The organism is Pseudomonas sp. G5001 (genome assembly GCF_013385475.1).
Classification (GTDB): Bacteria; Pseudomonadota; Gammaproteobacteria; order Pseudomonadales; family Pseudomonadaceae; genus Aquipseudomonas.
The window spans coordinates 1-22,934 of the sequence record NZ_JACAPZ010000018.1 but is presented as its reverse complement, the minus strand read 5'-3'; the positions used below and the strand labels follow the sequence as shown (position 1 = coordinate 22,934).

The 22,934-nt window shown below is 60.1% G+C and carries 21 protein-coding genes and 2 tRNA genes; 11 read left to right on the top strand and 12 right to left on the bottom strand.

Annotated elements, in window-relative coordinates; translation table 11 throughout:
• Positions 1 to 95: 95 nt before the first annotated feature.
• Positions 96 to 172 (bottom strand) — tRNA-Met (locus HX805_RS17260).
• 206 nt (positions 173 to 378) lie between these two features.
• Positions 379 to 455 (bottom strand) — tRNA-Met (locus HX805_RS17255).
• Between the two features lie 291 nt (positions 456 to 746).
• Between HX805_RS17255 and dinB the strand changes: the two genes are divergently transcribed.
• A complete protein-coding gene (dinB, locus tag HX805_RS17250) occupies positions 747 to 1,805 on the top strand; it encodes a DNA polymerase IV (protein WP_003208617.1) in 1,059 nt (352 codons plus the stop codon).
• Between the two features lie 115 nt (positions 1,806 to 1,920).
• Here the strand turns inward: dinB and HX805_RS17245 are convergent, their stop codons facing one another.
• The 4 genes from HX805_RS17245 to HX805_RS17230 all read right to left on the bottom strand — a co-directional run bounded on the left by HX805_RS17245 (position 1,921) and on the right by HX805_RS17230 (position 6,689).
• The gene (locus tag HX805_RS17245; RefSeq protein ID WP_003208616.1) at positions 1,921 to 2,874 is read right to left on the bottom strand and encodes a hypothetical protein; all 954 of its coding nucleotides are present in this window, start codon (positions 2,872 to 2,874) and stop codon (positions 1,921 to 1,923) included.
• A gap of 20 nt (positions 2,875 to 2,894) precedes the next feature.
• Entirely contained in the window at positions 2,895 to 4,610 is a 1,716-nt protein-coding gene (locus tag HX805_RS17240) for a proline--tRNA ligase (RefSeq protein ID WP_008433579.1), read from the bottom strand.
• A gap of 179 nt (positions 4,611 to 4,789) precedes the next feature.
• A complete protein-coding gene (locus HX805_RS17235) occupies positions 4,790 to 6,331 on the bottom strand; it encodes an AmpG family muropeptide MFS transporter (protein WP_008433581.1) in 1,542 nt (513 codons plus the stop codon).
• Positions 6,332 to 6,374: 43 nt separating this feature from the next.
• Complete coding sequence (locus HX805_RS17230; RefSeq protein ID WP_218166212.1) at positions 6,375 to 6,689, bottom strand: MGMT family protein; 315 nt, start codon at positions 6,687 to 6,689, stop codon at positions 6,375 to 6,377.
• Positions 6,690 to 6,891: 202 nt separating this feature from the next.
• On the opposite strand from HX805_RS17230, the gene HX805_RS17225 reads away from it, so the two are divergent.
• Positions 6,892 to 7,899, top strand: coding sequence for a DUF481 domain-containing protein (locus HX805_RS17225; RefSeq protein ID WP_003208606.1), 1,008 nt, complete (start codon positions 6,892 to 6,894; stop codon positions 7,897 to 7,899).
• A 15-nt stretch (positions 7,900 to 7,914) separates the two neighbouring features.
• Here the strand turns inward: HX805_RS17225 and HX805_RS17220 are convergent, their stop codons facing one another.
• A complete protein-coding gene (locus tag HX805_RS17220; RefSeq protein WP_003208604.1) occupies positions 7,915 to 8,673 on the bottom strand; it encodes an SDR family oxidoreductase in 759 nt (252 codons plus the stop codon).
• 75 nt (positions 8,674 to 8,748) lie between these two features.
• Here HX805_RS17220 and HX805_RS17215 point away from each other — a divergent pair, with 75 nt between their 5' ends.
• From HX805_RS17215 to groL, 4 genes are all read left to right on the top strand, one after another.
• Entirely contained in the window at positions 8,749 to 9,480 is a 732-nt protein-coding gene (locus HX805_RS17215) for a HugZ family protein (protein ID WP_003208603.1), read from the top strand.
• 66 nt (positions 9,481 to 9,546) lie between these two features.
• Entirely contained in the window at positions 9,547 to 10,023 is a 477-nt protein-coding gene (locus HX805_RS17210) for an FxsA family protein (RefSeq protein ID WP_003208601.1), read from the top strand.
• A 249-nt stretch (positions 10,024 to 10,272) separates the two neighbouring features.
• Entirely contained in the window at positions 10,273 to 10,569 is a 297-nt protein-coding gene (gene groES, locus HX805_RS17205; protein ID WP_003208599.1) for a co-chaperone GroES, read from the top strand.
• 50 nt (positions 10,570 to 10,619) lie between these two features.
• On the top strand, positions 10,620 to 12,263 hold the full coding sequence (gene groL / locus HX805_RS17200) for a chaperonin GroEL (protein ID WP_003208597.1): 1,644 nt from the start codon (positions 10,620 to 10,622) through the stop codon (positions 12,261 to 12,263).
• A gap of 131 nt (positions 12,264 to 12,394) precedes the next feature.
• On the opposite strand, the gene HX805_RS17195 is transcribed toward groL, so the two are convergent.
• From HX805_RS17195 to HX805_RS17175, 5 genes are all read right to left on the bottom strand, one after another.
• Positions 12,395 to 13,822 (bottom strand): glycosyl hydrolase family 8, encoded by a 1,428-nt coding sequence (locus tag HX805_RS17195; RefSeq protein ID WP_177117117.1) that lies wholly within the window; start codon positions 13,820 to 13,822, stop codon positions 12,395 to 12,397.
• An 85-nt stretch (positions 13,823 to 13,907) separates the two neighbouring features.
• Positions 13,908 to 15,203: a HAMP domain-containing sensor histidine kinase gene (locus HX805_RS17190; protein ID WP_177022732.1), complete on the bottom strand. Its 1,296-nt coding sequence runs from the start codon at positions 15,201 to 15,203 to the stop codon at positions 13,908 to 13,910.
• On the bottom strand, positions 15,193 to 15,891 hold the full coding sequence (locus HX805_RS17185; protein WP_003208592.1) for a response regulator transcription factor: 699 nt from the start codon (positions 15,889 to 15,891) through the stop codon (positions 15,193 to 15,195). Before HX805_RS17185 ends, HX805_RS17190 begins: the two co-directional genes overlap by 11 nt.
• 73 nt (positions 15,892 to 15,964) lie before the next feature.
• Positions 15,965 to 16,708 (bottom strand): phosphatase PAP2 family protein, encoded by a 744-nt coding sequence (locus tag HX805_RS17180; RefSeq protein WP_177081964.1) that lies wholly within the window; start codon positions 16,706 to 16,708, stop codon positions 15,965 to 15,967.
• A 54-nt stretch (positions 16,709 to 16,762) separates the two neighbouring features.
• Positions 16,763 to 18,712, bottom strand: coding sequence for an LTA synthase family protein (locus tag HX805_RS17175; protein ID WP_177117116.1), 1,950 nt, complete (start codon positions 18,710 to 18,712; stop codon positions 16,763 to 16,765).
• Between the two features lie 201 nt (positions 18,713 to 18,913).
• Between HX805_RS17175 and colR the strand changes: the two genes are divergently transcribed.
• From colR to HX805_RS17150, 5 genes are all read left to right on the top strand, one after another.
• Positions 18,914 to 19,597, top strand: a complete 684-nt coding sequence (gene colR, locus HX805_RS17170) for a two-component system response regulator ColR (protein ID WP_003208587.1) — start codon at positions 18,914 to 18,916, stop codon at positions 19,595 to 19,597.
• On the top strand, positions 19,587 to 20,867 hold the full coding sequence (locus tag HX805_RS17165; protein ID WP_008433601.1) for a HAMP domain-containing sensor histidine kinase: 1,281 nt from the start codon (positions 19,587 to 19,589) through the stop codon (positions 20,865 to 20,867). Before colR ends, HX805_RS17165 begins: the two co-directional genes overlap by 11 nt.
• A 188-nt stretch (positions 20,868 to 21,055) precedes the next feature.
• Positions 21,056 to 21,736 (top strand): class I SAM-dependent methyltransferase, encoded by a 681-nt coding sequence (locus HX805_RS17160; protein WP_008433602.1) that lies wholly within the window; start codon positions 21,056 to 21,058, stop codon positions 21,734 to 21,736.
• A 4-nt stretch (positions 21,737 to 21,740) separates the two neighbouring features.
• Positions 21,741 to 22,457, top strand: coding sequence for a lipopolysaccharide kinase InaA family protein (locus HX805_RS17155; RefSeq protein ID WP_008433603.1), 717 nt, complete (start codon positions 21,741 to 21,743; stop codon positions 22,455 to 22,457).
• The gene (locus HX805_RS17150) at positions 22,457 to 22,687 is read left to right on the top strand and encodes a hypothetical protein (RefSeq protein WP_008433604.1); all 231 of its coding nucleotides are present in this window, start codon (positions 22,457 to 22,459) and stop codon (positions 22,685 to 22,687) included. The genes HX805_RS17155 and HX805_RS17150 overlap by 1 nt, the downstream gene beginning before the upstream one ends.
• The last annotated feature ends 247 nt before the right edge of the window (positions 22,688 to 22,934 follow it).

Here is a 22,934-nt window from a genome sequence, read left to right as displayed (position 1 = left end):
TACGGTTTCATGAAAGATGCCATGCCATTGTTTCAAAAGGACTTTTTCGTCAGATACAAAAAAGGCCACTCTTTCGAGCAGCCTTTTTTGATGTTTGGTTGCGGGAGCCGGATTTGAACCGACGACCTTCGGGTTATGAGCCCGACGAGCTACCAGACTGCTCCATCCCGCGTCTGTGTGGCGGCATTCTACAGAGCAACGGCGGGGTGTCAACCGTTAATCGAACGATGGGTCAAATAAGTGCAATTTAGCGTCGGATTGTCACGCGGGTGCGGTAAGTGCGCGATTGGGAAAGGTTTTTTGTCAGACAATCGACGCGAGGGCTAAAATAGACAGGCACAAAAAAGGCCACTCTTTCGAGTAGCCTTTTTTGATGTTTGGTTGCGGGAGCCGGATTTGAACCGACGACCTTCGGGTTATGAGCCCGACGAGCTACCAGACTGCTCCATCCCGCGTCTGTGTGTCGGCATTCTACAGAGGAACGCGAGTGTGTCAACCGCTGATTCAAAGAAAAGCGCTTGTGGTTCAATCGGTTAGCTCTCCAAGGTTGCCCCTTGATAGGCCGCGGGGCCAGTCTGGCCGAGGCTTTCAGCTCTATTGGGGGGTGTGTTTCGATTGAGAAAATGAATTCACCTGCGAATTTTCCTACCGCTTAAGCGGAAGATTCAAACTACTGGTGCTATATACAGGTGTGAGTGAGATACTGCCGGCCTGTCCGTTTTCTGCCCAGAACCACTGCCTTATATATGACGCAGCGCAAAATCATCCACGTCGACTGTGATTGCTTCTACGCCGCCATCGAGATGCGCGACGACCCGACCCTGGCGCAAAAGCCCCTGGCTGTCGGTGGCTCGGCAGACCGTCGCGGGGTGATCGCCACCTGCAACTATGAAGCACGGGCCTATGGTGTGCGTTCGGCCATGTCGTCCCGCCATGCCCTGAAGCTGTGCCCGGACCTGACCATCGTCAAGCCGCGCATGGATGCTTATAAAGAAGCATCAAAGGAAATCCAGACGATCTTTCGCGACTACACCGACCTGATCGAACCGTTGTCCCTGGACGAAGCCTACCTGGACGTCTCCGACAGCCCGCATTTTGGCGGCAGTGCCACGCGCATTGCCCAGGACATTCGCCGGCGGGTCTCCAACCAGTTGCACATCACCGTTTCCGCGGGCGTGGCGCCGAACAAATTTCTCGCCAAGATCGCCAGCGACTGGAAAAAGCCCAACGGACTGTTTGTGATCACCCCCGACCAGGTGGAAGACTTTGTCTCGGCGCTGCCGGTGAAAAAGCTCCACGGCGTGGGCAAGGTGACGGCCGACAAGTTGGCGCGGCTGGGGATCGAGGACTGCCTGCAACTGCGGGAGTGGAACAAGCTGGCGCTGGTGCGAGAGTTCGGCAGTTTTGGCGAGCGGCTTTGGAGCCTGGCGCGTGGGATTGATGACCGGGTGGTGCAGAACGACAGCCGCCGGCAATCCATCAGCGTGGAAAATACCTACGATGTCGACCTGCCGGACTTGCCCAGTTGCCTGGAAAAACTGCCGGAGCTGATGGACACCCTGGCCGGGCGCATGGCGCGCATCGACAGCAGTTATCGGGCGGGCAAGCCGTTCGTCAAAGTGAAGTTTCACGACTTTACCCAGACCACCCTGGAGCAGGCGGGGGCGGGGCGGGACCTGGAGAGCTACCGGCAGTTGCTGACCCAGGCGTTCAATCGCGGCGACAAGCCGGTGCGATTGCTGGGAATAGGCGTGCGTTTGCTGGATTTGAGCAACGGCAACGAGCAGCTCCAATTTCCCTGGTAGAAACCGAAAGCCAAATGTGGGAGCGGGCTTGCTCGCGAATGCGGTGTGTCAGTTGACGCATGTGCTGGCTGACACGCCGCATTCGCGAGCAAGCCCGCTCCCACATTTAAAGGCTTCAGCGTGCTCCGGGATCCGCCACCAGGCGTCCGGCATCCTTGGTCAAGGCCTGCAGGAATTCCTGCTGCAACTCCGGATCATTGCGGGTCAGTTCGATCAGGCTCTGTTCCAGCTCGCTGGCTTCTTCTTCCAGGCCCAGCTCCGACAGGCGCTTGACCCGGTGCACCCACTCGTTGACCTCGTCGTCTTCCAGGTCGTCATAGATCAAACCGTGAGCTTCGAGCAATTTGCCCCGCAGGGTGCCGCTGATGGCCAGGGATGAGTCCGAGTGCACGTCATCCTGGGCATCTTCAACACTGATCTTCAGGGTGCTGATGCGGTTCAGGTCCTGCTCGGCAAACGGGCTGTCCAACAGGTTCAGGCGCAGCACGCCATCGCGGTCGGTGGTCAGCTCATGGGTTTGCTTGCCGGCAGTCACCTGTACCGGGCGCTCGCTCCAGGGCAGGCTCGAATACTCCACGCGCTTGTCGCGCTGGACTTCATCGATACCCGCCAGGTTCTGTTGCGCACGGCCGTTGGATTGCACGTTCATGAACGGGTTGAGCCCGTCCACGCCATAGCTGAGCCAATCCCGGGTCATGCTGGCAGGCAGGTTGCCCAGGGCAAACACATTCGCCACGTTGGCGCCGACGCCCGCCACGAGCGCGACCGCGCCCAGGGGCATCTCATAGAGTTTGCGCCAGGGCTGGTAGGGCGTGTAGCGGTCGTAGCGACGGGTAACTTCGAACTCGGTGACCTCAAAGGTCTTTTGCTCGTGAATGCGCACCCGGCGTTGCGGCAGCTCCAGCACCTTCGGCTCGCCCACGTCGATCTGCAGGCTGTGATCGAGCAATTTGCGCTCGATGCGTTCCTCGTGCTCGCTGCGTTGCGACATTTGGTTGGCGCAGCCGCTGACCAGCAGGGCGCCACATAACGTGGCGCCCCCCAGGGCTATGGTGTTTCGCTTGAACATGACGACTCTTGATCTGGTTTTCAGCGACGAATACGCGCCTGAAGGAAAGACAGCACGTCAGCCACCGGCAACGGTTGGGCCTCGGCTTCGGTCCGGCTCTTGTATTCCAGATTGCCATCGGCCAGGCCGCGGTCACTGACCACGATCCGGTGCGGGATGCCAATCAATTCCATGTCGGCGAACTTGATGCCTGGGCTGGTTTTCTTGTCCCGATCATCCAGCAGCACTTCAAAACCGGCAGCTGTGAGTTCGGCATACAGTTTGTCGGTGGCTTCGCGTACTTGCTCGGTTTCGTAGCGCAGCGGTACCAGGGCAACCTGGAATGGCGCCAGGGCGTCGCTCCAGATGATGCCTTTCTCGTCGTTGTTCTGCTCGATGGCAGCCGCAACCACGCGGGATACGCCAATGCCGTAGCAGCCCATTTCCAGGGTGATCGGCTTGCCGTTCTCGCCCAGCACTTCGCACTTCATCGCCTTGCTGTACTTGTTGCCCAGCTGGAAGATGTGCCCGACTTCGATGCCGCGCTTGATTTCCAGGGTGCCCTTGCCGTCCGGGCTTGGGTCGCCGGCCACCACGTTGCGCAGGTCGGCCACGGTCGGAACCGGCAGGTCACGTTCCCAGTTCACGCCAAAGTAGTGCTTGTCATCGATGTTGGCACCGATGCCGAAGTCGCTCATCAGCTCTACCGAACGGTCGATGATGATCGGCAATGGCAGGTTCAGCGGGCCCAGGGAACCGGCACCGGCGCCAATGGCGTCACGCAGTTCGGCGTCGGTGGCCATGACCAGCGGGCTGGCAACGCCTGGCTGCTGGGCGGCCTTGATTTCGTTGAGCTCGTGGTCGCCGCGGATTACCAGGGCGATCAGCTTGCCTTCTTCCTCGGCGCGCACGATCAGGGTCTTGATGGTCTTTTCAATCGGCAGATTGAATTTTTCCACCAGGGCCGCGATGGTCTTGGTCTCGGGCGTGTCCACCAGGCGCAGCTCTTCGCTTGGCGCAGGGCGGGAAGTTTCCCGTGGCACGGCTTCGGCTTTCTCGATGTTTGCCGCGTAGTCGGAACCGTTGCTGAACACGATGTCGTCTTCACCGGACTCGGCCAGCACGTGGAACTCGTGGGAGCCGGCACCGCCGATGGAGCCGTTGTCCGCTTCAACCGGGCGGAATTTCAGGCCCAGGCGCGTGAACACATTGCAGTAGGCGGTGTGCATGCGGTCGTAGGTGACCTGCAGGGACGCCTGGTCAGCGTGGAACGAATAGGCGTCCTTCATGATGAATTCGCGGCCGCGCATCAAACCGAAGCGTGGGCGGATTTCGTCACGGAACTTGGTCTGGATCTGATACAGGTTGAGGGGCAGCTGCTTGTAGCTGCTCAACTCGTTGCGCATCAGGTCGGTGATCACTTCTTCGTGGGTCGGGCCGGCGCAGAAGTCCCGGCCATGACGATCCTTGAAGCGCAGCAATTCAGGGCCGTACTCTTCCCAGCGCCCGGATTCCTGCCACAGCTCAGCCGGTTGGGTGCTCGGCATCAACACTTCCAGAGAGCCGGCAGCGTTCATTTCTTCACGAACGATGGCTTCGACCTTGCGCATCACCTTCAAGCCCATGGGCAGCCAGGTGTACAGGCCCGAGGCCAGTTTGCGGATCATGCCGGCGCGCAGCATCAGCTGATGGCTGATCACGACCGCGTCGGAAGGCGTTTCTTTCTGTGTGGCGAGCAAATATTGACTGGTGCGCATGGTAGGCCGTTGTCGGTTGCTTGGACTTGAAATGACTTGGGATTGTACGGGCGCTTGCTGCCGACGTACAGGCATCTGGTTGCTGGAGCAGGGCTTCTGTGGGAGCTGGCATGCCTGCGATGCAGGCAACACGGTGTGTCAGTTACACCGCGGTGATGCAATCGCAGGCAAGCCAGCTCCTACAGTGATTCGTTTTCCTCGGGAGGATTCAAGCGAATCCGCCGGCTTTCCTGAAACCAGTGCAAGGCGATCAGGACCAGCGTCGGCACACCCAGCAGGCAGGTGATCATGAAGAAGTTGTGGTAACCGAACTTCTCGACCATCACCCCCGAATACCCGCCGATCAAGCGCGGCAGCAGCAGCATGATCGAGCTGAGCAGGGCGTATTGGGTGGCGGAGAACTTCAGGTTGGTCAGGCTCGACAGGTACGCGACAAACGCCGAGGTCGCCATGCCTGAACTGAAGTTATCCAGGGAAATGGTGAAAATCAGCATCTGCAGGTCCGGGCCCATGTCGGCGAGCATCACGAACAGCAGGTTGGTGCCGGCCGATGCAATGCCGCCGATGAACAGGATCGGCAGAATCCCGAAGCGCACGATCAACAGGCCACCCATGCCGGCACCCAGCAAGGTCATGATCAGGCCGAAGACTTTGCTGACACCGGCGATCTGGTCCTTGGTAAAGCCCTGGTCGATATAGAACACGTTGGCCATTACGCCCATTACCGTGTCCGACATGCGGTAGGTGGCAATCAGCCCCAACAGCAGGAAGGCCTGCCAGCGGTAGCGCAGGATAAAGTCGTTGACCGGCGTGAGCACCGGCGCCAGGCCCCGGCGGCCCATGGTCGACAGGCACAGCGTGGTCAGGATGATGTAGAGGATGGCCCGCAGGAACGCGCGATCTTCCAGCAGCAGGTCCAGCAGGCTGACCCCATGGAACAGCACGCTGGCGAAATCAGTGTTGTACAACTGGGTGAACATCGCCGGCACCGACACCAGCAGCACGATCAACACGAACACCGAGACCAGCTGGTGAGCAAAGCTGTAGCGCCCGGCCTGCAATTGGGTACGCAGCGGCACATTGGGTTCGCGCATGAACAGCGTGGTCAGCAGCGCAGGCACCATCAGTGCACCAAACAGCACGTACGTACCGGCCCATGCCGAGTGCTTGTAGTTGAACCCGGTGGAACCGAAGCCTTCGGCAAAAAACAGCGCACCTGCGGTGGCAAGCAGCGCGGCCACGCGATAACCGGACATATAGCTGGCGGCAAGCGCGGCCTGCTGGCTGTCGCTGGCGATTTCCAGGCGGTAGGCGTCTACGGCGATGTCTTGCGTGGCGGAAGCGAAGGCCACGATCACGGCGATGGCGATCAGCCAGGACAGATGCTTTTGCGGATCACAGAAACCCATGCCGATCAATCCGAGGATCACCAGCGTCTGGGACAGTACCAGCCAGGAGCGACGACGTCCGAGCTTGCCGAGCAGTGGCAGGCGCCATTGGTCGAGCAGGGGCGACCAGACCCACTTGAAGGCATAGGCCAGGCCGATCAGGCTCGCATAACCGATGGTTTCGCGGGCCACGCCGGCCTCGCGCAACCATACCGAGAGCGTCGAGAACACCAACATGTAAGGCAAGCCGGCAGCAAAGCCGAGCAGCAACAGCACTAACGTCGAGGGGCTGGCATAGGCGGCGAGCGCGGCGCGCCAGGTTTTACGGGGCATGGGCTGGAGTCTGCCTCAGAATTACGCAAATAAAGCGCGCACTCTAACCGCTGTGCTCTACCGGGCGCCAGCCATGACGCTGAATATCAACACGATTGTTCAGGATGCTGACGCCTTCGCCGCGCAAACGCGCACGTTGCTCGTCACCCGAGGCACTGCCCACCGGCAGACTTATCCGACCACCGGCACCCAGCACGCGATGCCAGGGCAGTTTGGTGTCCTCGGGCAGTTGGCTCAGGGTGCGACCCACCCAACGTGCGGCACGACCCAAACCGGCGAGGTGTGCCAGCTCCCCGTAGCTGATCACGCAGCCTTCGGGCACTTGGGCGAGGGTCAGGTACAGCACGGTGCGGCGCATTTCAGCGGGGCTTTGCGGAGCGTCGGTCAGTTCGTTCACGGTGGCATATCCGATGAAAATATCCGTCTATTTGTAAGAATTTTCTGCAAAATGGGGGGCTGAGAGCGGAACTCGATACGAATACCCGAGTCAGTCCTTGCTAAGAAGTTATCCACCCCGATAATGCCCGTTTTTTCGTCAAACTCGAGCCCCATATCCGCTTATGTTGTCCAGAACCCTGCTGTGCCTCGCTGTCTTCAGCGCCTCCACCCCGTTGCTCGCCGACACCGTCTGGTTGAAGAACGGTGACCGCCTGACCGGCAAGATCAAGGTTTTCGACGGTGGCAAGCTGCTGATCCAGACCGACTATGCCGGCGCGATCCCGGTGGACTGGAAGCAGGTCAAGACCCTGGAGAGCGATCAGGAATTGCTGGTCAAGCAGGATGCCTACAGCGGTGAGAAGGCCAAGTCCCTGCAGCCGGCCGACGATGGCAAGGTCATCCTGGCCAACGGCGAGGCGCCCAAGACCGTCGAGCTGGCGAGCATCCAGCAGATCATCAAGCCCAAGCCGGTGATCGAGGACCTGGTGTGGAAGGGCAATGTCGATATGGCGCTGGACTACAAGCGCGCGGAAAAAGACACCAACGACTACGACATCGACTTCAAGACCACTGCCCGCCATGGCCAGTGGCGCCATACCGCCGAGGGCGAGTACAACCGCGAATTCCAGGACGACGTGACCACCACCGACAACTGGGCGCTGGAGTACGACCTGGACCGGTTTATTACCGAACACTGGTTCTGGCAGGGCCGCTTGACCTACAAGCGCGACAAGGTCGAGGACCTGTCCCGCCAGCGCACCGTGGGTACCGGCCCGGGCTACCAATTCTGGGATGACGAACTGGGCGCGTTCTCCCTCGGTTCGCTGGTCAACCGCACCGACTATGAATACCAGGACGGCGGCAAGGACAACTTCTATTCGCTGGCCATGAAGTGGAACTACAACCGCTACCTGGTGGGCAAGACCGTTGAATTCTTCACCAATGGCGAAGTGGGCAAGCCGCTGGCCGGGCCGTCCGAGTACTCCCTGGATGCGGAAATGGGCTTGCGCTACAAAGTCACCGAGTGGGCCTCCCTCAACCTCAAGGCCGAGCGCGACATTATTAGTGGCGACTCGGAAAGCGCGTTGAGCAAGACCCGCTACACCGCAGGGTTCGGCGTCGCCTGGTAACGAGCCGCCTGGTAATTAAAGGCGTAACCCGCCGTCCATTTCCAGAATCCGCCCGGTGTAGTAGTCGTTCTCGAAGATATACGCCGCTGAATGGGCAATCTCCTCAGGCCGCCCCATGCGCTTGAGGGGAATGCCGGCGGTCATCTTCTCCAAGGCCTCGGGCTTCATGCCCAGGGTCATCTCGGTCTCGATAAACCCCGGTGCGATGCCCGCCACGCGGATGCCGTAGCGCGCCAGCTCCTTGGCCCAGGTCACAGTGGCGGCCGCTACACCGGCCTTGGCGGCGGAGTAGTTGGTCTGCCCGACATTGCCGGCCCGCGAGATCGACGAGATGTTGATAATGGTGCCCTGGTTCTTCAGCTCCACCATTTTCGCCGCCACCTCACGGGTGCACAGGAACACCCCGGTGAGGTTGACATCGATCACCGCCTGCCACTGGGCCAGGCTCATCTTGGTCATCTCGCCGTCCTTGACCTTGAGCAGCAAGCCATCACGCAAGATCCCGGCGTTGTTGATCAAGCCGTTGATCGCACCGAAGTCTTCGGCGATCTGTGCCACGGTGTGGGTCACCTGCTCTTCATTCGCCACGTTGCACAGATAGGCGCGTGCCTTCACCCCATGGGCCTGGCAGGCGGCCACCGCCTGGTCGAGTTTTTCCTGATTGAGGTCCACCAGCGCCAGGTTGGCGCCTTTGGCGGCAAAATACTCGGCCATGGAGCGGCCCAAACCCTGGCAACCGCCGGTGATAATGATTACTTTGTCGTTGAGATGCATTCGCAAGTCCTGTGGGCAGAATTAAGCGGCTATCCAGGTTTGTTTTTTGACGAAATTTATCGAAGGAGTCATAAGTTGAGCGCGCACGTTGCCAAGAATGCCCGAGAACTACTGCTCAAGGAATACCGTGGGGCACTCGCCACCTTGTCCAAGGCCATGCCCGGTTTCCCGTTTGGCTCGGTGGTGCCGTATTGCCTGGACGCCGAGGGCCGGCCGCTGATCCTGATCAGCCGTATCGCCCAGCACACCCATAACCTGCAGAAAGACCCCAAGTGCTCGTTGCTGGTCGGTGAGCGTGAGGCGGACGACGTGCAAGCGGTAGGGCGCCTGACCTACCTCGCCGAGGCCGAAAAGCTCGAAGACGGCGCTGCGATTGAAGCCGCCGCCGAGCGTTATTACCGCTATTTCCCGGACTCGGCGAACTACCACAAGGCCCATGATTTTGACTTCTGGGTGCTCAAGCCGGTGCGCCATCGTTATATCGGCGGGTTCGGCGCGATCCACTGGGTCGACCAACTGACCCTGGCCAATCCGTTTGCCGGCAAGGCCGAACTGAGCATGGTCGAGCACATGAACAGCGACCACACCAAGGCGATTGCCCACTATGTCGAACTGGCCGGCCTGCCGACCTCCGAGCCTGCGCAACTGGCCGGTATCGACAGCGAAGGCATGCACTTGCGCATTGGCCAGGCCCTCTATTGGCTGCCCTTTGCCGAGCCTTGCAACACGCCGACACAAGTACGCGAAGCCTTGGTTTTCCTGGCTCACGCCGAGGTCTGGCCGAAAAAAGCAGCCGCTGAAGCTTGAATTCACGAAACGGCGACGTCATCTAAGGTGAAGTAGCAAGGCATTCTTGCGTTGAGGAACCATTTGATGCGCCCTTTTTTGTTGCTTTTTTTGTTGTTTCCGGTGCTTGAGCTGTTCGTGTTCGTACAAGTCAGCGGGGCAATCGGGTTTTTCCCGGCGCTGCTGCTGATCATTCTCGGCTCGATGCTCGGCGTACTGGTGCTGCGCGTCGCCGGCCTGGCCACGGCGCTGCGTGCCCGTGAAAGCCTGAATCGCGGCGAGCTGCCGGCCCAGACCATGCTCGAAGGCCTGATGATGGCATTGGCCGGTGGCCTGCTGATCCTGCCGGGCTTTATCAGCGATGTGGTTGGCCTGGTGATGTTGCTGCCATTCACTCGCAAAGTGCTGGCGGGCAAGATGCGCCAGCGTGCCGAAGAGGCTGCCATTCGCCAGCGCGCCTTTGCCGACGACCTGCAACCCCGTGGCGGCCCGGCCCCGCGCCAGCCCCTGGGGCGTGAAGGTGACGTGATCGAAGGTGAGTTCGAACACCGCGACCCCAAGTAATCTTCTCACTGGCACGGCACCCGCGGGTGCCGTGCGTCTTTTGAAGACGCCCCCCGACACAAAAATTTTCATCTCGGTACCCTTGTAATAAGCTTATGCGCCCTTATGTAACGGTCACCGCAAGGTTTCTGGTGGCGACACCAGACAGACTTCCGCGTTTCGCGCCGCGAACCGCGACCGGCACCGCCGGAATTTAACTAGCCGGAATTGACACCGGCCGATGAAAAACACAATTAGGAGAGATCGACAATGAGCAAGCTTCGTCCTCTGCATGACCGCGTCGTCATCCGTCGCAGTGAAGAAGAAAAGAAAACCGCTGGCGGTATCGTGCTGCCAGGTTCGGCTGCTGAGAAAGCCAACCACGGTGTGATTCTCGCTGCTGGCCCAGGCAAGACCCTGGAAAACGGTGAAGTACGTGCGCTGGCTGTGAAAGTGGGTGACAAGGTTGTTTTCGGCCCTTACTCCGGCAGCAACACTGTGAAAATCGACGGCGAAGACCTGCTGGTAATGGCTGAGAACGAGATTCTCGCTGTTCTGGAAGGCTGATTTCCCCGCTCATCTTCCCGTTACTACAAAGTATTTAAGGAATATCGATCATGGCTGCTAAAGAAGTTAAATTCGGCGATTCCGCCCGTAAGAAAATGCTCGCCGGTGTGAACGTCCTGGCTGACGCAGTAAAAGCGACCCTGGGCCCTAAAGGCCGTAACGTGATCATCGAGAAGAGCTTCGGCGCTCCGACCATCACCAAGGACGGCGTTTCCGTCGCCAAAGAAATCGAGCTGAAAGATCGCTTCGAAAACATGGGCGCGCAGCTGGTCAAAGACGTTGCCTCCCGTGCCAACGATGACGCAGGCGACGGCACCACCACCGCTACCGTCCTGGCTCAGTCGATCGTCAACGAAGGCCTGAAAGCCGTCGCTGCCGGCATGAACCCGATGGACCTGAAACGTGGCATCGACAAGGCGACCATCGCCATTGTCAAAGAGCTGAAGTCCCTGTCCAAGCCATGCGCTGACACCAAGGCAATCGCTCAGGTCGGCACTATCTCGGCCAACTCCGACAGCTCCATCGGCGACATCATTGCCGAAGCCATGGAAAAAGTCGGTAAAGAAGGCGTGATCACCGTTGAAGAAGGCTCGGGCCTGGAAAACGAACTGTCGGTTGTTGAAGGCATGCAGTTCGACCGTGGCTACCTGTCCCCGTACTTCGTCAACAAGCCAGACACCATGACCGCCGAGCTCGACGGCCCGCTGATCCTGCTGGTTGACAAGAAGATCTCCAACATCCGTGAACTGCTGCCAGTTCTGGAAGCTGTTGCCAAGGCCGGCCGCCCACTGCTGATCGTTTCCGAAGACGTTGAAGGCGAAGCCCTGGCGACTCTGGTTGTGAACAACATGCGCGGTATCGTGAAAGTGGTTGCTGTCAAGGCACCTGGTTTCGGCGATCGTCGCAAGGCCATGCTGCAGGACATCGCTGTTTTGACTGGCGGTACCGTTATCTCCGAAGAGATCGGCCTGAGCCTGGAAAGCGCTACCCTGGAACACCTGGGTAATGCCAAGCGCGTCACCGTGACCAAGGAAAACACCACCGTGATCGACGGTGCTGGTGTTGAAGCTGACATCCAGGCACGTGTTACCCAGATCCGCGCTCAAGTGGCTGATACCACTTCCGACTACGACCGTGAAAAACTGCAAGAGCGTCTGGCCAAGCTGTCCGGCGGCGTTGCAGTGATCAAGGTTGGCGCGGGTTCCGAAGTTGAAATGAAAGAGAAGAAAGCCCGCGTTGAAGACGCCCTGCACGCTACCCGTGCAGCCGTTGAAGAAGGCGTGGTACCTGGCGGTGGCGTGGCGCTGGTTCGCGCTCTGCAGGCTATCTCCGAGCTGAAAGGCGACAACGCTGACCAAGACGTCGGTATCGCTCTGCTGCGTCGTGCTGTTGAAGCACCTCTGCGCCAGATCGTTGCCAACTCCGGCGACGAGCCAAGCGTAGTGGTCGACAAGGTCAAGCAGGGTTCGGGTAACTTCGGTTACAACGCTGCTACCGGCGAATACGGCGACATGATCGAAATGGGCATCCTGGACCCGGCTAAAGTGACTCGTTCGGCTCTGCAAGCGGCTTCGTCGATTGCCAGCCTGATGATCACCACTGAAGCAATGATCGCCGAGATCAAAGAAGATGCTCCAGCTGGCGGCGGTATGCCAGACATGGGCGGTATGGGCGGCATGGGCGGCATGATGTAAGCCAGCCTTACCCCGATACTGAAAAACCCCGCCTGCAGCGATGCAGGCGGGGTTTTTTTATGCTGATCGTTCCCACGCTCTGCGTGGGAATGCCGCCAGGGACGCTCCGCGTCTCTCTTTACGCGCACGCCTCAGCTGACGCCGCGACGCCCCAGCAGTTTCTTGAACATGAAGCCGCGAGCCAGCATCAGGTGCGAGGCGGGCGGCAAAGATGCCACGGGTCCCGGTGCCGCAGTGCCGGATGACGGATGGACAGGCACGTGTGCGGTTTTTTTGAGGGGCGCCGGTTGGGGCCGCTCCCAATGGCCGGACATGACCACCATGCCCAGCAGTTTGAGGGTATTGCCGTAATAGTCATGGTCACGGATGGACCGGCGTTGCAGGTTGTCCCAAAGGTTATTGAGCCACAGCTGATTGTCGGGGCTGATCATTGCGCTGACCCCGAGCGCCGCCACAAAGGCTGGCTCATTCTGCGCTTCCTCGATTGAACTGCCGTCGATCCGGTAACCACTGTTGAAGTTGCCCGGCTCATCGTGGGTGGTGGCGCGTGCCCAGCGGTTGAAGGTGGTCAAGGTGTACAGCGCACGCGGGTCACCGTACATCAGGTAATCCAGGCCGATGCGCCACGGGTAGCGGGCCGCGTTCCACGAATAGCTGCCGTCGTATGGGCCTTCCACCAGATCGGGCCGCGCCGGGGTGATCGAGGTGTCCAGGTGGCTGATGAAGTCCGGCACCAGCCCGCTGTTGGCGCTGTACCGTTGGGTAAAGTCACTGATGATCGAATAGGTCTTGTCGCGCACCGCCTGCCAGCGCTTGTCCCCGGTCATGGTGAAAAAGCTGTAGAGGTGCGACTGCATGAAGTCCGAGCTGCGGGTGGTGTACTCAAGCTCTGCGTCACCGTCGGTACCGGCCCAGTCGCCGAGCATCAGGTGCTGAGTCCTGGGGTGCACCTCGTGTTTCATGATCGCCGCCATCACCGTGTTGGCCTCGCTGCGATAGTCAATGGAGCCCTCGCTGCCCCATTTCTGATCGGCCAGCAACAGGGCGTAGGCGATGTCCAGGTCGCCATCGGTGGCACTGACGTCACCACGGAAAGGGTCGGTGGAGTCGCCGCATCCCTCGGTCTGGTTCCAGGCCATCAGGCCGGGATCGGACGCTGCCGGGTGATCCTGGAAGTAGCGCACCATGCCGTCGAAAGTCCGTTGGGCCTCGTCATCGTAGTCGGCCATCATTACAGTGAGCAGCATGCCGTAGCCATGGGCCTCGGACACGGTGATGGTGTTGGGCGCGGCGCCACCACCCACGGGTTTGTGGTCGGCGTTGACCTTGATGAAATACCGGCCGCTGCCGCATTCCCCCGACAGGTAAACCGCCTTCCAGTCCTTGTAGAACGTGACCAGTTGTTGATCCATGGTCGCCTGGGGCTGGCGATTGGGCAGGATGGTGCCGGGGTAGTAGGGCGCGTGGACATTCTGGGCCGCAACGCCGCCTGACCATGAACCGGCGGCCATGCACAGTGATAACAGCAGCGTGGGCAGATGCCGTCTAGGGTGACGCATGAGCTGACTCTCCAACCTGATCCAAAGGGCAAGGTCGCGAGGTTAGCGGCAGCGCGGATGTTCCACTGTCACAGGCTGTAACAGCCTAGGCCGGGCGCAGTGCGAGGGTCAGGGTCAGGCGTGCGCCGCCCAACGGGCTGCGGGTGATCGACAGCTCACCACCGTGCCAGTGGGTGGCGCGCTTGGCCAGTGCCAGGCCGAGGCCAAACCCGCTGGGCTCGTCGCCGCCCATGGCCAGGCGCACGAAGGGTTCGAAGATCTTTTCGCGGTTTTCCGGCAGCACGCCCGGGCCGTCATCATCCACATGCAGCACCAGGTGCTGGCCCTGGCACGCAGCGCTGACGTTCACCCGTTCGCGGGCGTAGTTAATGGCGTTGCTTAACAGGTTGCGCACGATCAGATGCAGCAGGGCGCGGTCGCCGATCAGTTCCAGGTCGGCCGGGTCGGTGTCCAGGGTCAGCAATCGATGGTGCCCGTCCAGCAGGGCAAACTCCTGCTGCAGCCAGGCATGGAGATTGATTGGCTCATGCTGCAGGTCGCTGGGTGCATCGGCCAGCCGGGCAAAGGCGAGGCTGGCGCGAACCAGCGACTCCAGTTCTTCGATATCGGTGTGCAGGCGCTCTTGCAGGCGGGTGCGGGTGTCGGGGTCGGCGCTTTTACTCAGCAGTGCCAGGGCAAAACGCATCCGCGCCAGGGGTGTGCGCAGTTCGTGGGACACCGCCTGGGAAACCTCCCGGTGGCGTTCGCCCATCGAGCTGATATCCAGCGCATGCCGTTGCAAGGTCAGCAGCAGCGGCGCCCACTCCTGGCTCATCGCGGGCAGCAGCGTGTTGGGCGAGCGGGCGAGGGTAGCAATGCAGGCATTAAGGGCATCGAGGTCATGGGTGTATTTGCGCCGGGCACGCAGGGCAATCCAGAGAAACAGCAGTACCGGCAGGCCGGCGACACAGGCGGTCACCCAGTACACCGGATATTGCAGCAGGTCCTTCACTTCGGCAGTTCCCCACAAGGGACCGAATTGAATCACCGTGTCATCGTCCAGCGGGAAGTAGGTGACGTCCTCATCACTGTTCTGCGCCGGCTGATGGTGGTCGAGCATCACAATAGCTTCAGGCGGCAGCTCGATATCATCCTTTTTCACCAGGCTCACCGGGTACTGAAAGCGTGCTTGCAGTGACTCGATGCGCGCTTCCCGTTGTTCGGCGGGCAAGGCCTTGAGTTGCTCGGCAACCAGATAACCCGGCCCGGCCATCAGCCGCAGAAAACTGTAGTCCCCGATAAACACCGAGGCGTTCGAGCACAACCACAACAGGTAAAAAGTGAGGGCGGCCCAGCTGGTGCCGGCCGCGATGGCCATCCACGGGCGAACTTTAGACAGCATGCTGGCTCCCCGTCGGGATTTCGACGAACAGGTATCCCTGCGCCGTGATGGTCTGGATGGTCACGGGGCACTCAAGGCTCATCAGCTTTTTGCGCAAGCGCGACACCCGCATATCAATCGACCGGTTCAGCCCGTCGTACTCCAGGCCGCGCAGGCGCTGGAGCAGTTTTTCCCGGGTCAGCAATACGCCGCAATGGCGGGCAAAGATGGCGAGCAACTCGAATTCGGCCACCGAAAACTGCAAGGGCGCCTCGCCAAGCCAGGCGAAGTGGTTGTTCAGGTCCAGCCGAAAAGCGCCCCACTGGTAGTAACTGCGGGGGGCCTGGGGATGGCGGCGCAGCAGCGAGCGGATCCTTGCCAGCAACAGTTGCGGGTCGATCGGCTTGACCACGTAGTCGTCGGCCCCGGCGGCAAACCCCACCAATTGTTCGGCGTTCTCGTCCAGGGCCGTCATCATCAGGATCAGCCCGGGGTAGTGGTCGCGAATCTGTCGGCACAGGGTAAAACCGTCGATGCCCGGCAGCATCACATCGAGGATCAACAGTGCCGGCTGTTCATCCTGGATACGCTGGGCGGCGCGGTCGCCACGGTGTTCCACTGCAACGCTAAAGCCTTCGGCGCGCAGGAACTCGGCCGTCAGTGCCGCCAGGGGCAGGTCGTCTTCGATCAGCAACAGGGTATCGGACATGGCTCAGCAGGATCGTTGCCAAAAAGTGCGCAGAGTGTTGCGCCCTTGCCCCCGGCTAGGCAAGGGCTGTTCATCACGGCGTCACGGGCTGCTTGCGGAAGGCGGGCTGCGGTGTTTTCACCGGCCGGTACAGCAGGAAGTAATAGGCGCCCAAACAAATCAGCCAGCTGAAAATTGCCGTCCACACGTTGTGGGAAAGAAAGTGCGCCCCTTGCATCGTGCGGCTCACCGAAAGCACCGTGCCCAGGCCCAGCGCAAACAGGAACGCCGAGCGCGCCATCCGCGGTCGGCGATCCCTCAGGGCAAAAAACAACGCAAACAGCGCAAACCCGGTCGCCGCATGTCCGCCCGGCCAGCAACGGCCAGGCTTGTCGGTCGGCGGCCTGGGGCTCAGCAGTTTGCTGTACGTCTCCTGGCCGCCAAACTCCTTGACGCTCCACGGGCATTGCACCCCGGTCACCGTCTTCAACGGTGAAACGAACGAGGTGGCCAGTGCCAGCGACAGCACCAGGCAGCCCAGTTCTCGGCGATAGGGTTTGAGTCGCTCAAAGACAAAGGCCCCGGCAAACCCGGCGATTGCCAGCACCGAAAACACGATCACCATCTGCTTGGCGCGATCGTGAAGAATGTCCTCCAGAAAAAAACTGTGCCGGCCCACGAAGCCGCCTTCGGACGCGTCGTAAAACAGCCTGGCGATGTCCATGTCCAGCGACGTCAGCTCCAGCAGCAACATGGCCACCGCCAGAACGGCAGGCACACCGAGGCACAGCCAGAAGTTGAGGGGTTGGGATAACGGACGAACAGCGATTGCGTGCATGGTGAACTCAGACTCTAAAAAAAGCCCCGGTCAGACCTGGCCGGGGCATTTTGGTTAGCGTGTACTCACTTGGGGAACCTCGTCCTTGGGCACCCTCCAGCTCAGCAACTGTTGCTTGTAGCCATAACTGGCGCCCTGGTAGTAGGTGATGGCCCGCTGGATCAACGGGTCATCGCTGCCAACGCGGATTTCGTGGCTGTCGCCCAGGGCCTGGTCATGCCGACGCAAGCCTTGGCGCGGGCTGAGAATCGCCAGGTCCTTGCCGTCGAACAACCCCAGGTACTGGTAATTGCCGACCACTACCCGTGGCGGCAGCGGGTTGTCTTGCAGCAGGTTGCGGCCAAAGAACGTCGACTCGTAGCTCAGGTTCAGCAAGCCCAGCAGGGTCGGGGCGAGGTCGATCTGGCTGGCCAGCTTCGCGTTCTCGCCGGCGTCTACCAGTTTGGGTGCGTAGATGAAGAGCGGGATCTGGTAATTGACCATCGGCAGGTCTTCCTTGCCGGCGCTGCCCGCCGTGTGGTCGGCGACGAAAATAAAGATCGTGTTGTCGAACCAGGGTTTCTGGCGCGCCGCCTCCAGGAACTGGCCGATGGCATGGTCGGTGTACTTCACCGCGCCGTCGCGACCGTCACCGGATTTGATATCAATGCGGCCAGCCGGATAGGTATACGGACGGTGGTTGGAGGTGGTCATCAGTTGCAGCAGGAATGGTTGCTGCTTGGCGTAGTCGGCGTCCGCCAGTTTCAGCGTCTGTTTATAGAGGTCTTCGTCGGCCATGCCCCAGGCGTTTTTAAAGCTGATTTCGGATTCGGGCACGCTGCTCTGGTCGACCACGCGGTAACCGTTGCCGCTGAAAAACGCGTTCATGTTGTCGAAGTAGCCCCGGCCGCCGTAGACAAACACGCTGTCGTAGCCGATGGCGTTGAGCTGCTGGCCCAGGCTGCCGAAACCGCTTTCCCGGCCGATACGCTTGACGATGGAGCGCCCGGGCGTTGGCGGGATGGCCAGGGTGATAGCTTCCAGGCCGCGGTCGGTGCGGGTGCCGGTGGCGTAGAAGTTATTGAAGTACAGGCTCTGTTTGCGCAGCGCATCGAGGTTGGGCGTGAGGTTATTCGGGTCGCCGTTGCTGCCCATGTACTTGGCACTGAAGCTTTCGATGGTCACCAGCACAATGTTGGGTTTGCGCAGCGTGCCCGGGTTGGTAATGGCGCGACGGATATCCAGCGGATCCGTGCCGATAAACCGTGCGTTGGGCTCGCTGAGTTCGGCGCGCAACTGCTTGGCGACTACATCCGCCGGCAGGCTCTTGTAGAACTGGGTGTAGTCCAGTTCGTTGTTACGGAAAGCGGCGAAGAACTGATAGGGGCCGTTGCTGGCCAATTCGTTGTTGTAGGCGTTACCGCCCTGGCTGCGCGGGCTGTCCTGGTTGATCAGTTGCAGGCTCAGGCCGGCCACCAGCAACAGGCCAAGGGCACTGAGCAGACGCTTGCGCATCGCAGGCAACGGCGCGTCCATGGCCGCGTTGAACGGTTTACGCAAGGCCACGCTCAAGACGATCGCCATCACGGCCAGCAGACTCAGCAGCTTGCCGATCGGATACGACTCCAGCAGGTTGTTCAGCACTTCCTTGGAGTAGACCAGGTAATCCACGGCAATAAAGTTGAAGCGCACGCCGAACTCGTCCCAGAACAGCCATTCGGCCACGCTGGTGAAAAGCATGGCGAACAGGCTGACGGTGAGTACCGCCTGCAGGAACCAGCGATGGCCGCGACGGCGCCACAAGCCTGGCGGGCACAGCAGCAAATACAGGCCCAGGGGCAGGGCGGCATAGGCGAGGAAGCCGAGGTCATAGAGCAGGCCCACGCCGAATACCGGCAGCAGGTTACCGCTCACTTCATCCAGATGGGTTACCAGCAGCACGCTGCGGGTCAGTAGAAAAACCACCAGCCAGGCACCGGTTACCAACAGCAAATAGCGCATTGGCGCTGTTTTGGGAAAACCCATGTCAATGTTCCTTATTTTCGATGGGCGCGATCTTCGCGCTGACACTGTAGTCAGGTTGTGAACCTATAGTGAAAAACTCGTTAAGTCTCGCAATCGGTTGAAAACAGTAATCGGCGCGGCCTTCAGGCCTAGCCGTGAGCCATACTTGGCCTTAAGCTGCGCGAGCCAACACGGCCGTTACCGCGTACGGAGACACTGCCCATGCGAATTTTATTGGTTGAAGACAACCGCGATATTCTGGCCAACCTGGCCGATTACCTGGGGCTGAAGGGCTACACCGTAGACTGTGCGCAGGACGGTTTGTCGGGCCTGCACCTGGCTGCCACCGAACATTACGACCTGATCGTGCTCGACATCATGCTGCCTGGCATTGATGGCTACACCCTGTGCAAACGCCTGCGTGAAGACGCGCGCCGGGACACGCCGGTGATCATGCTCACCGCCCGCGACCAGCTGGATGACCGGCTGCAGGGCTTCAAGTCCGGCGCCGATGACTACCTGCTCAAGCCGTTTGCGCTGTCGGAGCTGGCCGCGCGTATCGAAGCAGTGCTGCGTCGTGCCCAGGGCGGCGGGCGCCGTGCCTTGCAGGTGGGTGACCTGAACTACGACCTCGATACCCTGGAAGTCACCCGCGAAGGGCGCCTGCTCAAGCTCAACCCGGTCGGCCTGAAGCTGCTGGCGGTGCTGATGCAGAAAAGCCCGCATGTATTGCGCCGTGAGATTCTCGAAGAAGCCTTGTGGGGTGATGACTGCCCGGACAGCGACAGCCTGCGCAGCCATGTCCATCAACTGCGTCAGGTGATTGATAAACCCTTCGCCAAGCCGTTGCTGCAAACGGTGCACGGTGTGGGTTATCGCCTGGCCGAGGGTCGTGATGGAGTTTAAGCAAAGCCTTGCCCAACGGATCATCATCGCCTTCGCCTTGATGAGCGCGCTGGTGGCGGGGGCCTTCGCCATGGGCATCGTCGCTACGGTGCACCTGGTGGAAGAAAAACTCATATCGGCAGGCCTGGGCGGTGACTTGCAACGGCTGCTGCTGATGGACAGCGTCGAGGACTGGAGCCATCGCCCCGAGCCCGACCAGTTGTTCTACTTCAGCGGCGGCCCCGGCGATTTTGAACTGCCCAAGGACTTGCGCCACCTCGACGCCGGTTTTCACGAGGTGTTCCGCGAACAGCTTTCCTACCACGCAATGGTCGAAATCGTTGACGGTCGCCGTTATGTCCTGCTGCAAGACCAGAGCGATTTTGAAGAACGCGAGCGCGTGCTGTTTGCTGTCGTGCTGGTGGGGTTTGTACTCAGCCTGGCGCTGGCGGTATTTCTCGGTTGGGTACTGGCGCGCAAGGTAATGGCGCCGGTCGTACGCCTGGCCCGCCAGGTGCGGCATCGCGACCAATTACTTGGCCTGGCACCCCCGCTGGCGCCGGATTATGCGGCCGATGAAGTCGGTGAACTGGCCGTGGCCTTCGATGCAACCCTGGGCCGCTTGCGCCAGGCGTTGTCCCGGGAGCAGCTGTTTACCAGTGACGTGAGCCACGAATTGCGCACCCCGCTGATGGTGCTCGCCAGCTCCTGCGAACTGTTGCTGGAGAACCCCGCGATTGACCAGCGCGGCCGCAAGCAGGTCGAGCGCATTGCGCGGGCCTGTGAAGAAATGCGCGAACTGGTGCAGACCTTCCTGATGCTGGCCCGTGCCCAGCGCGAGGAGGCCGGCATGTCGCCCCAGGCCAACCTGGCCCAGGTGGCCGAGGACTTGCTGGGGATCTGGCGTGAGCCGATCGAGCGCAAAGGCCTTGAGCTGATCTATCAACCGGGCAATCCACTGGATACCCGCTACAACGCGACCTTCCTGCACGCGGTCATGGGCAACCTGTTGCGTAATGCCCTGCACTACACCGAGCATGGCTTGATCCGCCTTACCCTGGAACCGAGCGGTTTTGTGGTGGAAGACACTGGCGTGGGCATTCCCGAGGACAAGCGCGAAGCGATGTTCGAACCGTTTGTGCGTGGCAGTGAAAAGCGCGGTGAAGGCCTTGGCCTGGGTTTGTCCTTGGTTCAGCGCATCTGCGAGAACCAGGGTTGGAGCGTCAGCCTCAGCACCATGGAGCCCAACGGCTGCCGCTTTCACGTCGAATTGAGTCAGGTCAAAGCCTGATGCCTGCCCTGCCGCTAAGCTGCGGCAGACTTCTTGATTTTCGCCGAAGATGGCACCATGCCACGACTTGTGTCTGCAAAGTTTTGTAATGTATACGATTCGACAGGACAAGTTTTTCACAACGTGTTGACCTGTTGATCACAGGATTCTTTTTAAGGTTGTAGGCATCAGTAACTGGAGACCCGGTGATGCCTACCCCGATCAAGCTCGAATTTTCCGAAAAGTACGACGATCAGCACGCGCAGAATTATTTACTCAAACATCAGGACAATCTGGCTCGCCGGTTGTCCCACAAACGCGACGAGCAATTGGCTCGTGGTGCGCTGGCCATGGCCGGTGAGCCTGGCCTGGTGCTGGACCTGCCATGTGGTGCCGGGCGTTTCTGGCCGTTGCTGGCCGAAAAGCCCAACCGCGTGATCATCGGTGCCGACAACTCCGCGTCGATGTTGAAGATTGCCACCGTCGCCCAACCGGCGGATGTGGTGAAACGGGTACGCCCCTTGCAAACGTCTGCCTTTGATATCGATTTGCCAGATAACGCGGTCGACAGTATTTTCTGCATGCGCTTGATGCACCACATTGGTGACCCCGAGCACAGGCTGGCAATACTGCGCGAATTTCAGCGTGTTACCCGAGACAGCGTGATTATCTCGCTGTGGGTGGACGGCAACTTCAAGGCGTGGAAACGCAAGCGTGCCGAAGTGCGGCGTCGCAACAAGGGTGAGCAGGAAGGTTACCAAAATCGGTTCGTGTTACCGGCTGCTACTGTTGAGGCAGAGTTTGAGCAAGCCGGTTTCCGTGTTCAGGAATCCCTGGACTTCATACCGCTCTACGCCATGTGGCGAGTGTATGTATTGCGCAAGAGGTAACAGGATGGCTGTCGAGTGTTTACCAGGTAGTGAAGTAGCTCCCGAGGAGCGATTTGATTATTTCTGGCGCCAGCAGGGCGAGTGGGTCGAAGAGCCCAATCGTCGTCGCGGCGGTGAAAGTGGTGTGCAACGGGTGACGGGCACCCATGGGCGTTTGCTCTATAGCAAGCGCCAGACGGGCCATATCTACCGCAGTTGGCTTCATCCGTTTGGGCGCCCCACTGTGTTGCGTGAGCGTGATGCCCTGAAGGGCCTGCGTTTACTGGATGTACGCGTGCCGGAGTTGGTGTTCTGCGAGGCCCGTCGCGATCCTGAGCACCAATGGAAGGCCTTGTTGGTGACGGCGTCGCTGGACGGTTTCGACGAGATTGAAAACTGGTACGCCGCCGGTGGTCGTGAGCAGTATGGCGAGTTGGTGCATGAGCGTTTGCTCAAGGAACTCGCGGGTACGTTGGCGCGGATGCACAAGGGGCGTTGGCAGCATGGTTGCCTGTATATCAAGCATATCTTTGTGCGGGTGACAGGTGAGGGTGACGCGGCGAAGGTTGAGGTGGCGTTGCTGGATTTCGAGAAGTGCCGGCAGCGCTTGACCGCTTTGCGGGCGGCCCGGCATGACATGTTGCAGTTACGCCGCCATTCGTCGTGGAATGCTACGGACTGGCAAAAACTGAGCTACTTTTACGAGACGGCGTTTGGCAGCGCTATCAAGGGTTTAACGTAATGAAGCTAGAAATTGCACGAGGTTTGTTTCTGTTGGGGGCGTTGGGCATAGCTGCCCTGGCCCTGGCTGCCTGGGAGCAGCCCCGGACACAAGTCCTCAGTGCGGTGCAGGGTGTCGGGCAGCAATGCCCGATGCCGCGGATCGCCAAGGTCGGTGTCGCGGCCAAGCCTGATCATGAGTTGTTGTTGTTCATGTTTGGGATGTCCCAAGGGATGAGGCCACAGAGTTGAAGAGATTGAAGCCCAAATAAAAGGCCTCGCTAGTTCGAGGCCTTTTATTTGGGCTTGGGTTTTGGGTTGGTTGGTTGGTTGGTTGGTTGGTTGGTTGATCGAGTACATATCCGTTGCTGCGGTAACGGCGGCTTATGGTTCCGCTCTTACAGCGGGTCACTTTTGGCAAACGCCCCAAAAGTAACCAAAAGGTCTTTGCCCCACCACTCGGTGCCTCGCCTAGGCTCGGCATGCCCGCACTCCGGCC